Here is a 14060-nt window from a genome sequence, read left to right on the forward strand (position 1 = left end):
CGGGATCGCGGGCCGTCGCCCTCAGTCCAGCAGCTCCCCGGTGGCGGTGTTCACGGCCGGCGTGGCATCGCCGTCGTTCCCCTCCCCGGGGGCGGGCGGCAGGGCGAGGGCCTCGGCCAGGTGCGCGGCCAGGCGTGGCCCGACGCCCTTGACCTGCTGGAAGTCCTCGGTGCTGGCCGCGCGCATGCGCTTGAGCGAGCCGAAGTGCTTGACGATGGCCTGGCGCTTGGCCGGGCCGAGGCCCGGGACGTCGTCGAGCAGCGAGGTGGTCATCGCGGAGCTGCGCTTCTGCCGGTGGAAGGTGATGGCGAAGCGGTGGGCCTCGTCGCGGATGCGCTGGAGCAGGTAGAGCCCGTGGGAGGCGCGCGGCAGCACGACGGGGAACGGGTCGTCGGGCAGCCAGAGCTCCTCGAGCCGCTTGGCCAGCCCGGCGACGTAGACGTCGTCGATGCCCAGGTCGGCCAGGGCCTGCACGGCGCCGGCGACCTGGGGTGGGCCGCCGTCGACCACCACGAGGGAGGGCGGGTAGGCGAATTTGCGCGGCGGGGCCTTCTCGCCGGCCTCCTCGCTGCTGATCTCGCCGCTGATGGCCGGGGCCATGGCGGCCTGGTCGTCGAGGTAGTGGCGGAAGCGGCGGGTGATGACGTCGTACATCGAGGCGGTGTCGTCGCGGGCAGCGTCGCCGGTGATGGAGAACTTGCGGTAGTCGGACTTCTTGGGCAGCCCGTCCTCGACGACGACCATGGAGGCGACCACGTTGGTGCCCTGGACGTGGGAGATGTCGTAGCACTCGATGCGCATCAGCGGCACCGGGAGGCCCAGGGCCTCCTGGAGTTCCTGCAGGGCGGCGCTGCGGGTGGTGATGTCGGCGGCGCGGCGTGACTTGTGCAGGCGCAGGGACTGTTCGGCGTTGTCCCGCACCGTGCCCATGAGGGTGGCCTTCTCGCCGCGCTGGGGCACCCGCAGGTTCACTGCGGCCCCGCGCAGCCCGCGCAGCCAGGTGGCCAGTTCCTCGGGGTTTTCGGGTTCGACGGGGACCAGGACCTCGCGCGGGATCCGGTCGCCGCCGGTGTTCTCGCCGTAGACCTGCTGCAGCAGGTGTTCGATGAATTCGGGGCCGTTGGTCTCCTCGACCTTCTCGACGACCCAGCCGCGCTGGCCGCGGATGCGGCCCTGGCGGACGTGGAAGACCTGGACTGCGGCCTCGAGGTCGTCCTCGGCGACGGCGAAGATGTCGGCCTCGGTGTCCTCGGAGAGCACGACGGCGTTGCGTTCGAAGACCCGGCGCAGGGCGGCGATGTCGTCGCGCAGCCGGGCCGCCTGCTCGTAGTCGAGTTCGGCAACGGCGGCCTTCATCTGGCTCTCGAGGTCGCGGATGAACCGGGTGCCCTCCCCGCCCATGAACTGGCAGAGCTCGTCGGCGAGCTTGCGGTGGTCCTCGGGGCTGATGCGCCCCACGCACGGGGCGGAGCACTTGTCGATGTAGCCGAGCAAGCAGGGCCGCCCGGACTGCTGGGCGCGGCGGAAGATGCCGGCGCTGCAGGTGCGCACGGGGAACACGCGCAGCAGGGTGTCCAGGGTTTCGCGGATCGCCTTGGCGGGGTAGAACGGCCCGAAGTACTTCACGTCCTTGCGCCGGTCCCCGCGCATGACCTGGGCGCGCGGGTACTTCTCCCCCAGGGTGACCGCCAGGTAGGGGTAGGACTTGTCGTCGCGGAACATGATGTTGAACCGCGGGGCGTATTCCTTGATCCACGTGTACTCGAGCTGCAGGGCCTCGAGCTCGCTGCCGACGACCGTCCACTCGACGCTGGCGGCGGTGTGCACCATGGCGTGCGTCTTGGGCATCAGCGTCGCGGGGTTGGCGAAGTAGGAGTTCAGCCGCGACCTGAGGTTCTTGGCCTTGCCGACGTAGATGACGCGGGACTGCGGGTCGCGGAAGCGGTAGACGCCCGGGTTGGTGGGGATTTCACCGGTCCGCGGACGGTAGCTGGTGGGATCGGCCATGCGTTAACGCTACTCCGCGGAGGGCGACTGGTTGTAGTTGCCCGAGCGTTCCTGCCCCGTGATCGCGGCGATCGCGTCGACGATGGCGTCGGTGGCCTGGCGGCGTTGCGGCAGCGGGTGCTTGCGGCCCACATGCTCGAACTGCAGCGGCTCCCCCACGGTGAGGGTGAACTTGTTCGGGGTGATCCGGTTGCTGCCGGCCGGCTGGAGCCGTTCGGTGCCGACGAGTCCGACCGGTACCACGGGCGCCCCGGTGGACAGGGCCAGCCAGCCCACTCCGGTCCGGCCGCGGTACAGCCTGCCGTCGCGCGAGCGGGTGCCCTCGGGGTAGATCCCGACGCCCTGCCCGTCCTCGAGCAGGTCGACGAGCGCGTCCAGGGCCGCCACACTGGCTGCCTGTTCGCCGCGCTCGACGGGGATGGACCCGACGGACTCGAAGAACGCCTTCATGGCCCGGCCCTTGACGCCGGGCGTGGTGAAGTACTCCGCCTTGGCGAAGAACGCCACCGGGCGCGGGCAGATGGCCTGGATGATCACGCTGTCCAGGAACGAAAGGTGGTTCGAGGCCACGATGAACGGCCCCTCGGTGGGGACGTGCTCCAGCCCGGTGACGGTGGGACGGCACAGCGTGCGGATCGTTCCACGGAAACCGGCGCGGACTCCTTCGAACATCCCCATCTACGCCGAACCCTCCCGTGCCGTCGCCCCGACCACGGCTCCGGCGGCACCGAGCAGCCGGCCCAGGTCCGCAGGGGACTGCACGACGGCGGCAGCTCCTGCCGCTTCCAGCTCGCCGTCAGCGGCGAAGCCCCAGGCGACCCCGATGGCGGACAGCCCGTTGGCCCGGGCGCCCTCGATGTCGTGGAGCCGGTCGCCGACCATGATGGTGTCCTGCGGCCCCTTGCCGCTGGCCTGCAGGGCGGCGGCGACGATGTGCGGTTTGCCGCTGGTCCGCGTGGGGGCGGAGACCTCGTCGGGTGCCGAGCCGTGGATGGAGTCGAAGTAACCGTCGAGTCCCTTGGCCGCCAGGAGTTGGCGGGCCAGCGGCTCGGGCTTGGAGGTGGCGACGGCCAGGATGCGCCCGTCGGCCCGTAGCGCGGTGAGCAGCTCCTCGATCCCCGGGTACACACGGCTGGCCGCCATGCCGTGGGCGGCATACTGGTCCCGGTAGTCGGCGATGACCTGCGGCAGCAGCTCTTCGGTCATGCCCGGGACGGTCATCAGCCCGCTGGCCAGCGGCGGTCCGACGAGGGATTCCAGGTGCTCGTCGCCGGGATGCCGAATCCCGTGGCGGAACAGGGCATGCAGGATGCCGCCGGTGATGCCGCCTGCCGGGTCGACCAGGGTGCCGTCGAGGTCGAACAATACGGCGCGGGCTGGAATCATCACCGCAACATTGTTGCACGAACCACCGCGGCAGGGCGGCAGGCATGCCCGTCGGGGCATGTTCGGGCACCCGCGACGCGGCGGTTCGGGATCGTCGGTCGGCTACCCCAGGATCTCGGCCAGGAATCCGCCGGTGTGGCTGGCCTCGACCTGGGCGACCTGCTCGGGCGTGCCCTGCGCGACGACCTGCCCGCCCCCGGATCCGCCCTCGGGGCCCAGGTCGATGATCCAGTCGGCGCTCTTGATGACGTCCAGGTTGTGCTCGATGGTGATGACCGTGTTGCCCTTGTCGACCAGTCCCTGGAGCACGAGCAGCAGCTTGCGGATGTCCTCGAAGTGCAACCCGGTGGTGGGCTCGTCCAGCACGTAGATGCTGCGTCCATTGGAGCGCTTTTGCAGTTCCGAGGCCAGCTTGACGCGCTGGGCCTCCCCACCGGACAACGTCGTGGCCGGCTGGCCCAGCCGGACGTAGCCCAGGCCCACGTCGACCAGCGTGTTGAGGTGCCGGGCAATCGGGGTGAACGCCGCGAAGAACTCCGCGGCTTCCTCGATGGGCATGTGCAGCACGTCCGAGATCGACTTGCCCTTGTAGTGCACCTCGAGCGTCTCGCGGTTGTAGCGTGCCCCATGGCAGACCTCGCAGGGGACGTAGACGTCCGGCAGGAAGTTCATCTCGATCTTCAGCGTCCCGTCGCCGGAGCAGGCCTCGCACCGGCCGCCCTTGACGTTGAAGGAGAACCGGCCGGGCAGGTAGCCGCGGACCTTGGCCTCGTTCGTCTCGGCGAAGAGCTTGCGGACATGGTCGAACACTCCCGTGTACGTCGCGGGGTTGGACCGTGGCGTGCGGCCGATCGGGCTCTGGTCGACATGGACCACCTTGTCGAGCTGGTCGAGCCCCTCCACGCGGGTGTGCCGTCCGGCAACCTGCTTGGCCCCGTTGAGCTTGTTGGCCATCACCTTGTAGAGGATGTCGTTGACCAGCGTGGACTTGCCCGAACCGCTGACGCCGGTGATCGCCGTGAGCACCCCGAGCGGGAATTTCACGGTCAGGTCCTGCAGGTTGTTCTCGCGGGCACCGACGACGGTGACCTGCCGTTTGCGGTCCACCTTGCGGCGCTTGGCGGGCAGGTCGATCTTCCGGCGCCCGGACAGGTAGTCGCCGGTCAGCGATTCGGTGTTGGCCAGCAGCGCCTCCAGGGACCCCGAATGCACCACCGATCCCCCGTGCTCGCCGGCACCGGGACCGATGTCCACGATCCAGTCGGCCTGGTGGATGGTGTCCTCGTCGTGTTCGACGACGATGAGGGTGTTTCCGAGGTCGCGCAGGCGGTTCAGCGTCTCGATGAGGCGCCGGTTGTCCCGCTGGTGCAGGCCGATGGAGGGTTCGTCGAGGACGTAGAGGACGCCCACGAGGCCCGATCCGATCTGGGTGGCCAGGCGGATGCGTTGCGCCTCGCCTCCGGAGAGGGTGCCGGCGGCGCGTTCCAGGTTGAGGTATTCGAGCCCGACATCGAGCAGGAACCGCAGACGCGCCTGGATCTCGATCAGGACCTGGTGGGCGATCTGCTTCTCCCGGCCGGTCAGGGTCAGGCCGTTGAGGAAGTCCGCGCAATCGCGCATCGGCATCGCGGAAACCTCGGCAATGGACTTCCCGTTGACGAGCACCGACAGCGAGGCCGGGTTCAGCCGCGCGCCGTTGCACTCCGGGCACGGGATCTGACGCATGTACTCCTCGTACCGGTCACGGGCGTGGTCGGACTCGGTCTCCTCGTGCTTGCGGTGGATGTACTGGATGACGCCCTCGAAGCCGGTGCTGTACTTGCGTTCGCGGCCGAAGCGGTTGCGGTACTGGACCACGACCTTGTGGTCCTTGCCGTTGAGGATGGCCTCGCGCTGCTTGTCCGTGAGCTTGCGCCATGGCGTTTCCAGGTCGAACTTCAGTTCCTTGGCCAGGCCGGCGAGCAGCCGGTTCCAGTACTCGGTGGTGGCGGTCCCCAACGACCAGGGGGCGATGGCCCCTTCGGCCAGCGACTTGGACGGATCGGGGACGACGAGTTCCTCGTCCACCTCGAGCCGAGTGCCGATGCCGGTGCAGGCCGGGCACGCGCCGAACGGGTTGTTGAAGGAGAAGGAGCGCGGTTCGATTTCGTCGATCGCCAGCGGGTGCTCGTTGGGGCAGGCCAGATGCTCGGAGAAGGCGCGGACCCGTCCGTCGTCGTCCACGGGGAGGTCGACGAAGTCGGCGAGCACGCGCCCGTCGGCGAGGCCGAGCGCCGTCTCGATCGAGTCGGTGAGGCGCTGGCGGATGCCGTCCTTGGCCACCAGGCGGTCGATGACGACCTCGATCGTGTGCTTGTACTGCTTGCCCAGCTTCGGCGGGTCGCTGAGCTGGATCGTCTCGCCGTCGACCCGGGCGCGGGCATAGCCCTTGACGGCCAGCTCCTTGAACAGGTCGACGAACTCGCCCTTGCGGCCGCGGACCACGGGGGCGAGGACCTGGAAGCGGGTCCCGTCCTCGAGCTCGAGCAGCTGGTCGACGATGGCCTGCGGGGTCTGCCGGGCGACCGGTTCGTGGCAGACCGGGCAGTAGGGGCGGCCGACACGTGCCCAGAGCAGGCGCATGTAGTCGTAGATCTCGGTGATCGTCCCGACCGTCGAACGGGGGTTCTTCGAGGTCGACTTCTGGTCGATCGACACGGCCGGGGAAAGCCCCTCGATGAAGTCCACGTCCGGTTTGTCGACCTGCCCCAGGAACTGCCGGGCATAGGCGGAGAGCGATTCGACGTAGCGGCGCTGCCCCTCCGCGAAGATCGTGTCGAACGCCAGGGACGACTTCCCCGAGCCGGAGAGTCCGGTGAAGACGATCATCGCGTCGCGGGGCAGGTCCAGGTCGACGTTGCGCAGGTTGTGCTCGCGGGCCCCCTTCACCAGAAGGCGGGACTGGTCGTGCAGGCGCACGGACGACGCGTCGATTTCGGAATTCAGGGTGCTGGGGGTAATGGCCACGTGTTGATGGTAGTCGAAAACTTGTTCGAACACACGTTCTAAAGTACGGTGTTCGGCGCGGATCCGGGGTTTGCCGGACCCGTTGTTCACTGCGCGCGGAAGGCCGCCCGCACGAATTCAACAGTGCGGGCCTCGTCGACTCCCCAGTCGCATGCCTGCCGCACCAGCACGGCCGCAGCGGCAGCCAGGTGCCCGTCGACGTCGGACCCCGCAGCCAGGACCACCGTCCCGTGCCGGCCGCGCGTCTGGACTGCACCGGCCTGCTCGAGCTCGCGGTACGCCCGGGCCACCGTGTTCACGGCCACCCCGAGCCGTCCGGCGAGCGCACGGACCGGGGGCAAACGGGTTCCCGGGACGAGCCGTCCCGAGGCAATGGCCTCGAGAACCTGTTGGCGGACCTGGTCGTAGGGGTTGGCTGCCGTGTCCTTGTCGATGGCGACAAAGTCCAAGACGTCGTCGTTCACGGGGGCTCCTCGGGATAGGCAGGCCGGGGCCTGGGCGCGGGTGGTGACGCGACCAGAGTACCCGGGGCGGCACCTATTCGAGGTGCTCTACGCGGATCTCGCCGAAGGGGACGTCCCGCGTGGTCATCGCGTGGACCTCGGCGGCCATGAGGCGCACCAGCACCCCCGTGTCCCCCTCCGCCACCGACTCCAGCATGACGGGGCGGAGGGTGCCAATCTGTTCCGGCGGTGCGGCATCAAGGTACTTCTGGTAGGCGTGTGGCAAGTTCTGGTTCGGGTCCATGGCGGGCTCCTGACGTCCGGGGGCAGGTGCTTCCAGCTTTACCAGTCGCGCTTCCCGCTGTGAAGCCTTGCCGCCCGCTGGAGTCGACGCGGGACGGGGCGGTGACGTCAGGCGCCCTTGCGGCCGACCATGAAAATCCGCCGGAAGGGGAAGACCGTGAGCTGGTCGCCGTCGGGGCCGGTGAACGGCGGATAGGCCTCCCGGACCAGTGCGGCGTACTCGTTTTCGAATTCCTGGGCGTCGTCCTCCCGGAGAATCGAGAGCACCGGGCGCAATGCCGTGCCGCGCACCCATTCGAGTACCGGATCCTGTCCCCGCAGGAGCTGGGAGTACGTCGTCTCCCAGACATCGGCGTCGAACCCGTGGTCGAGCAGCAGGCGCAGGTAGGTGTCCGGGTCCGCCGTCGCGTCCCGGCGCAAGGTCAAGCCGGAGAGCCGGTCGGTCCAGCGCGGGCTGTCGGCGAGTTCGCGCAGCAGCACATGCGAGGGCGCGCCGAAGTTCCCCGGCACCTGCGCCGCGAACCAGGCACCCGGTGCCAGGGCGTCAAGCCATCCGGCCATGAGCTCGCGGTGCGCGGGGATCCACTGCAGCATGGCATTGCTGACCAGCACATCGGTGTCCGGCTCGGGGGTCCACGCGGTGGCATCGGTTTCGGCGAAGTCGAGGTGGGGGCGCTGGTGGTCGGCCACGGCACGGGCGATCATCTCGGCGGAGGCGTCCAGACCGGTTACCTGCGCCTGCGGCCACCTATCGGCGAGCGCAGCGGTCAACGGGCCGGGCCCGCATCCGAGGTCCATGACCTTCCGGGGTGCGTCCGCGTCGATGCGGGCGATGAGTTCGAAGAAGGGACGATCCCGATGGGAGGCGAATTGCACGTATTTCGCGGGGTTCCATTTCATCTGCCTACCGTATACAACCGGCTGCGTCCGCAGGCGCTTTGGCCCCGCAGCCCGGCATTCCCCGGAGGCGCCAGGCCCCGACGCAGCCGTCCGTCACCCTCGCGGGGATGGCCGCGCGGCTGGATCGTCCCGCTGTCCGCACGCCGGCCGGCACCGACACTGCACAGCCCGATGAGCGGTGTTCCCGGCTGTGGGAGGAGTCCCCGAGGTACCCGGCCCAGGACGATCCTGTGGTCTTGCCGCTGGTGTCGCCCCGCGACGATCAGTCGGCGACGATCAGGGCCTGCGGCGCTGCTTGTTTCATGCGCGTGGACAACCAAGCCAGCTGGGTTTTGGTCTCTGCCTCACAGCGCTGCAGAACATCCAGCAGGTCCTTATCGCGGATGCCCTGGGCAGCCTGCTTGACCATGGTCCAGGTGATGTCCACGAGACTGGCGAGCAGGTAGAGGTCCTGCAGGTCCCGCAGCAGACCCACTGGCCCGGAGCGGGTCTCGGATAGGCCGTCGGCGTGCAGCCGTTCAGGCTCGTCGACGTCCGTCACCTCGCCGTAGCGGTCCACGATCGGGGCCAGCGCCTTCTCGTGTGCCTCACACTGCTCTGCCAGGGACAGGCACAAAAAATGTACATCCGGTTCGGCGCCGTGCCCCTCGGCAACCTGCCGGAAGGACTCCGCCAAGGTCTGCTCGGATGTGTGCAGCAGGCCCAGGTAGACGGGCAGCTTCATGACCTCTCCTCCTTCGTGGCCACCGCCGGCGGGTCCACCGGGGCGATTGTCTCGGTCGCCTCGGCTGCTGCCCCACCCACTGTCAACGGAACCCGTCCAGGCCGGGCCGGGCGAGATGCCGTGGTCGTGGGGGCCGGCGCCGGGTCGGTGGCGTCCGCGATCTTGGTGACGCGAACGGCCGCGTTCTTCAGCACCGGTTGCTTCGAGACGGGGTCCCACTCCGTCATGGTCAGTTCATTGGCGGCCCGGTGGTGTGGTTGCCCGGCCCCGGGACGACCCGGCTGATCCCAGTAGCCGTAGTGGAACGGGGCGAAGACCGTGCCGTTTCGCACGTCACCGATCCTCACCGGCGCGACGATCCGCCCTCGGCGGGATTCGACCTGCAGGATGTTTCCCTCCGCCAAGCCGAGGTCGGACGCGTCCCGGGCCGACATCTCCACCCAGGCGTCCGGGGCCGCCCTGTGCAGCTGCGGCGCCCGGTCCGTCTTGGTGCGCGTATGGAAGTGGTAGGCGGTCCGTCCGGTGGTGTAGCGGAAGGGGTAGTCCCCGTCCGGGGTTTCGGGTGCGCCCTGGTAGGGCGCCGTCTTGAAGATCGCCCGGCCGGCAGGGGCCATGGCACGGTAGGCCTGTGCTCCCACGGTCGCCCCGGTCATGAGGTCGTGGCCATAGGTCTCGCTGTAGTCGGAGTCGGTGGAGAATACCCCGTCCTGGTAGAGCCGGACGGTGCCATCGGGGTGTTCGTCATTGCACGGCCAGGGGATCCCGCTGCCCCCGCGCAACCGGTCGTAGGTGATCCCCGTGTAATCGCAGGGCCTGCCCCTGGTGCATTCCCGCCACGCGTTGAACCCGTCCTCTGCGCCAGCCCAGTCCAACAAGGGGCGGTCTGACCGAGTGCGGAAGTCCATCCGCCGGGCATAGTCGAGGAAGATGTCCAGATCGCTGCGGGCCTCACCAGGAGGTTCCACGGCCTTCTCGGACAAGTGCACGGTGCGGTTGACGTTGGTGAAGGTCCCGGTCTTTTCGCCCCAGGCCGCGGCGGGGAGGGCAACATCGGCGTACTGTGCGGTCTCGGTCATATACATGTCCTGGACCACGAGGAACAATCCCTCCTGGTCCAGGATCTCCCGGATGCGCGGCAGCTGGGGCATGGAGACGGCAGGGTTGGTTGCCGAGATCCACAGCATCCCGATCGAGCCCTGTTCCACGTAGCGGAAGATCTGGGCCGCGTGCGTCGGTGGCGCCCAGTGCGGGATCACGATCGGGTCCACGTCCCACAGGTCAGCCAATTCCTGCACGTGCTCGGGGTTCGACCAGTTGCGGAAACCCGGCAGGTCCCCGTCCGCGCCCGCCTCGCGGGTGTTCTGTGCGGTCGGTTGGCCGTTCATCTGCAGGATCCCGCAGCCAGGTTTCCCCACTAGCCCGCGCAGCAGGTGCAGGTTGTTGACCTGGCAGGAGGAGGCCGTGGCCTGTGCTGACTGGTAGAAGCCCTGCAGCACGGTCGAGAGGACGCGCTCGGAGGTTCCAAAAATCCGCGCCGCCTCACGCACATCCTGCGCGTCCACCCCGCAGGTCTCGGCGACGGCTTCGGGCGTCCACTGCTCGATGTGGGCTTCGAGATCCCCGAACCGGAGGGTGTGCTACGCGATGTAGTCCTCGTCGATCCATCCCTGGGCGATCAACTCCCGGATCAGGCCATGCATGAGCGCCAGGTTCGTGCCCGGACGCACCGCGAGGTGCACGTCGGAGTGCCGGGCGACCTCGGTTTCGCGTGGGTCCACGCACACGACCTTGGGCTTGTCCGGGCCGGCGATCCGGTCCAGCACCCGCGTCCACAGCACGGTCTGGGTCTCGGCCATGTTGTGGCCGTAGAGGAATATGGCGTCGCACTCGTCGATGTCGACGTAGCTGCCGGGCTGGCCGTCGAAGCCGAAGCTCTCCTTGAGGGCCGCGGCAGAGGTGGCCGTGCACAAGCGGGTGTTGCCGTCCATGTGCGGGGTTCCCAAGCCGGCCTTGCCGATCATGCCCAGGGCGTAGTACTCCTCCAGGAACAACTGCCCGGAGGTGTAAAAGCCGTGCGAGAGGGGACCCTTCTTGTCCAGCAGCTCCTTGGACCGGTCCACGATCCGGCCCATTGCCGTGTCCAGTCCGTCTCCACGAGTTCGCCGTTCTCCCGGACCAGGGGTCGGGTGAGCCGGTCCTTGTTCCGCACTCCCTGCCAGCTTGCAAAGAGACCCTTCGGCCCCAGACGACCATGGTTGACGATGTCCACCGCCCGGCCACGGACCCCGACCATCTGCTCGTCCTTGACCGCGATGTCGATGCCGCACCCGTTGCTGCACAGAACGCACGCCGACTGGACCCACCGGTCCATGTCGTCCTCGCCGACCCCTTCGGCCAGGACCTGGTCGACGCGCACCGGCCATCGTTCCCCTCGGGCGAAAGGGGTCCGTGTTCCCCAGATGTCCGCTATTCGATCAACCATTGCCGTGCCTCTGCCTTTGCCCTCGGGATGCGATGTTCGATGTCGGACGGCCCGTCGTGTGCGGGCCCTCACATCCCCGACGGTAGTGTCGGAGTCCGCGGCAGGGAACCCAAAAAATGCCGTCGGCCGGCCGTCGCGCACCGTGCACCCTGGTTCCACGGGCAGGAAGCCGTCCCGCACTACCCGTGGGGGTCTGTGTTCCAGCGGTGGGAACCGGGCAGTGCACGCCGCCGCCGCGCCCCGCGGGCGATAGGCTGGAGCCACCATGAAACTCACCGAGCTCCTGCCCGACGCGCCACCGCGCGGGGCCACCGCCGATTCCACCTACTCCGCGTTCCTGACCTGGGCGGAAGACCGCGGCATCTCGCTCTACCCGGCGCAGGACGAGGCGGTGATGGAACTCGTCGAGGGCAACAACGTCATCCTGGCCACCCCGACCGGGTCCGGGAAGTCGCTGGTGGCCGTCGCCGCGCATTTCCATGCCCTCGCCCGGGGGGAACGCAGCTACTACACGGCGCCGATCAAGGCGCTGGTCTCGGAGAAGTTCTTCGCCCTGTGCGAGATCTTCGGCGCGGAGAACGTCGGCATGGTCACCGGGGACTCCTCGGTCAACCAGGACGCCCCGATCATCTGCTGCACCGCGGAGATCCTGGCCAACATCGCCCTGCGCGAAGGCGCCGAGGCCGATCTGGGCCCGGTGGTGATGGACGAGTTCCACTTCTACTCCGACCCGCAGCGCGGCTGGGCCTGGCAGGTCCCGCTGCTCGAACTGCCGCAGGCGCAGTTCCTGCTCATGTCGGCCACCCTGGGCGACGTCACCCGCTTCGAGGACGAGCTGACCGTGCGCACCGGGCGACGCACCACCACGGTCGCCCATGCGGAACGTCCCATCCCGCTGCACTACTACTACTCCGAAGAACCGGTCCAGGAGGCCATGGAGGAGCTGCTGGCCACCAGCCAGGCCCCCGTCTACGTGGTCCACTTCAGCCAGCTCGAGGCGATCGAACGCGCCCAGTCGCTGATGAGCATCAACGTCTGCACGCGCGAGGAGAAGGACCGGATCTCCGAGCTCATCGCGGGCTTCCGCTTCGCCACCGGCTTCGGCAAGACCCTGAACAGGTTGGTCCGCCACGGGATTGGCGTCCACCACGCCGGCATGCTGCCCAAGTACCGCCGGCTCGTCGAGCAGCTGGCGCAGGCGGGGCTGCTGAAGGTCATCTGCGGGACCGACACCCTGGGGGTGGGCATCAACGTGCCGATCCGCACCGTGATGCTCACGGCCCTGTCCAAGTACGACGGCGTACGCACCCGTCCGTTGAATGCCCGCGAATTCCACCAGATTGCGGGCCGGGCGGGGCGTGCCGGCTATGACACTGCGGGGACCGTCGTCGTGCAGGCCCCCGAGTTCGCCATCGAGAACAAGAAGGCGATGACCAAGGCCCAGGCCAAGTTCGGCGACGATTCGAAGAAGCTGCGCCAGGTCGTGAAGAAGAAGCCGCCGCAGGGCTTCGTCTCCTGGTCGGAGAAGACGTTCGACAAGATGGTGGCCTCCACCCCCGAACCGCTGACCTCCTCGTTCACCGTCACCCACTCCATGCTGCTGAACCTGCTGCAGCGTCCCGGCAACGCGTTCGCCGCGGCCCGCACCCTGCTGACCGAGAACCACGAGCCCCCGGCCCGGCAGCGCGCCCTGCTGCGCCGCGCCTTGGGCATCCTGCGCGAACTGCTGGCCACCGGGGTCGTCGAGCGGCTCGACGAAGCGGACGAGCATGGGAACCTCTTGCGCCTGACCGTCGAGCTGCAGCAGAACTTCGCGCTGAACCAGCCGCTCTCCCCCTTCGCGATGGCCAGCCTCGAATTGCTGGACCGCGAGTCGCCCACCTACGCCCTGGACGTGGTTTCGGTCATCGAGGCGACGCTGGAGAAGCCGCGGCAGGTGCTCAACGCCCAGGAGAAGAAGGCGCGCGGCGAGGCGGTGGCGGCGATGAAGGCCGAGGGGATGGAATACGAGGCGCGGATGAACGCCCTCGACGAGGTCACCTACGCCCAGCCGTTGGCCGAGCTGCTCGGCGAGGCGTTCGAGACCTACCGGCAGGGCGCCCCGTGGTTGGGCGACTTTGAGCTCTCCCCCAAATCGGTCGTCCGCGACATGTACGAGCGGGCGATGTCGTTCGGGGAGTACATCCAGTTCTACGCCTTGGCGCGCTCCGAGGGCATCCTGCTGCGCTACCTCACCGACGCCTTCAAGGCCCTGCGCCAGACCGTCCCGCGCGATGCGCTGCGCGAGGACCTGGAGGACCTCATCGAGTGGCTCGGCGAGGTGGTCCGGCAGACGGACTCCTCGCTGCTGGACGAATGGGAGAAGCTCTCCCAGGGCGAGCTCCCCGACGACCTGGGCGAGGAGATCACCCCTCCGGCCCCGGAACGGCTGACCTCGAACGAGCGGGCCTTCCGCGTGATGGTCCGCAACGAGATGTTCCGCCGCGTGCAGCTCTTCGCCGACGAGCAGGACGAGGTGCTCGGGAACCTCGACGGGCACAGCGGGTTCGACGCAGATGCCTGGGCCGATGCCATGGACGCCTACTTCGACGAACACGACGACATCGACGACGGCCCGGCGGCACGCGGACCCCAGCTGCTGATCATCACCCCGGCCAAGACCGAGTGGAAGGTCCGGCAGATCCTGAAGGACCCGGAGGGGAACAACGACTGGGGCATCGACGCGGTGGTCAACCTCGCCGACTCGGATGAGGCGGGCACCGCCGTCGTGACCGTGACGGCAGTGGGCCGGTTGGGCTGAGCCCCTTCG

The 14060-nt window shown here is 68.6% G+C and carries 9 protein-coding genes and 1 pseudogene; 1 reads left to right on the forward strand and 9 read right to left on the reverse strand.

Annotation, left to right across the window (positions count from 1 at the left end; genetic code table 11):
* Positions 1–21 precede the first annotated feature (21 nt).
* From uvrC to AB8M85_RS05325, 9 genes and pseudogenes are all read right to left on the reverse strand, one after another.
* On the reverse strand, positions 22–2007 hold the full coding sequence (gene uvrC, locus AB8M85_RS05285) for an excinuclease ABC subunit UvrC (RefSeq protein WP_372697746.1): 1986 nt from the start codon (positions 2005–2007) through the stop codon (positions 22–24).
* A 9-nt stretch (positions 2008–2016) separates the two neighbouring features.
* Positions 2017–2685 carry a lysophospholipid acyltransferase family protein gene (locus AB8M85_RS05290; RefSeq protein ID WP_372697747.1) on the reverse strand — a complete coding sequence of 223 codons (669 nt, stop codon included), beginning with the start codon at positions 2683–2685 and terminating at the stop codon, positions 2017–2019.
* The gene (locus AB8M85_RS05295; RefSeq protein WP_372698523.1) at positions 2686–3393 is read right to left on the reverse strand and encodes an HAD hydrolase-like protein; all 708 of its coding nucleotides are present in this window, start codon (positions 3391–3393) and stop codon (positions 2686–2688) included. It lies immediately after the preceding gene.
* 102 nt (positions 3394–3495) lie between these two features.
* Positions 3496–6393: an excinuclease ABC subunit UvrA gene (gene uvrA / locus AB8M85_RS05300; protein ID WP_372698524.1), complete on the reverse strand. Its 2898-nt coding sequence runs from the start codon at positions 6391–6393 to the stop codon at positions 3496–3498.
* Positions 6394–6485: 92 nt separating this feature from the next.
* Positions 6486–6863, reverse strand: a complete 378-nt coding sequence (locus tag AB8M85_RS05305) for a GntR family transcriptional regulator (protein WP_372697748.1) — start codon at positions 6861–6863, stop codon at positions 6486–6488.
* 73 nt (positions 6864–6936) lie between these two features.
* Complete coding sequence (locus tag AB8M85_RS05310; protein WP_372697749.1) at positions 6937–7146, reverse strand: hypothetical protein; 210 nt, start codon at positions 7144–7146, stop codon at positions 6937–6939.
* 107 nt (positions 7147–7253) lie between these two features.
* Positions 7254–8045 (reverse strand): trans-aconitate 2-methyltransferase, encoded by a 792-nt coding sequence (locus AB8M85_RS05315; RefSeq protein WP_372697750.1) that lies wholly within the window; start codon positions 8043–8045, stop codon positions 7254–7256.
* A 262-nt stretch (positions 8046–8307) separates the two neighbouring features.
* Entirely contained in the window at positions 8308–8769 is a 462-nt protein-coding gene (locus tag AB8M85_RS05320; protein ID WP_372697751.1) for a hypothetical protein, read from the reverse strand.
* A pseudogene (locus AB8M85_RS05325) lies at positions 8766–11251 on the reverse strand (molybdopterin oxidoreductase family protein). The gene AB8M85_RS05320 and the pseudogene AB8M85_RS05325 overlap by 4 nt, the downstream one beginning before the upstream one ends.
* Before the next feature lie 265 nt (positions 11252–11516).
* Between AB8M85_RS05325 and AB8M85_RS05330 the strand changes: the two are divergent.
* Positions 11517–14051, forward strand: coding sequence for a DEAD/DEAH box helicase (locus AB8M85_RS05330; RefSeq protein ID WP_372697752.1), 2535 nt, complete (start codon positions 11517–11519; stop codon positions 14049–14051).
* Positions 14052–14060 lie beyond the last annotated feature (9 nt).

The organism is Arthrobacter sp. JSM 101049 (assembly GCF_041679245.1).
Lineage (GTDB): Bacteria > Actinomycetota > Actinomycetes > Actinomycetales > Micrococcaceae > Arthrobacter_H.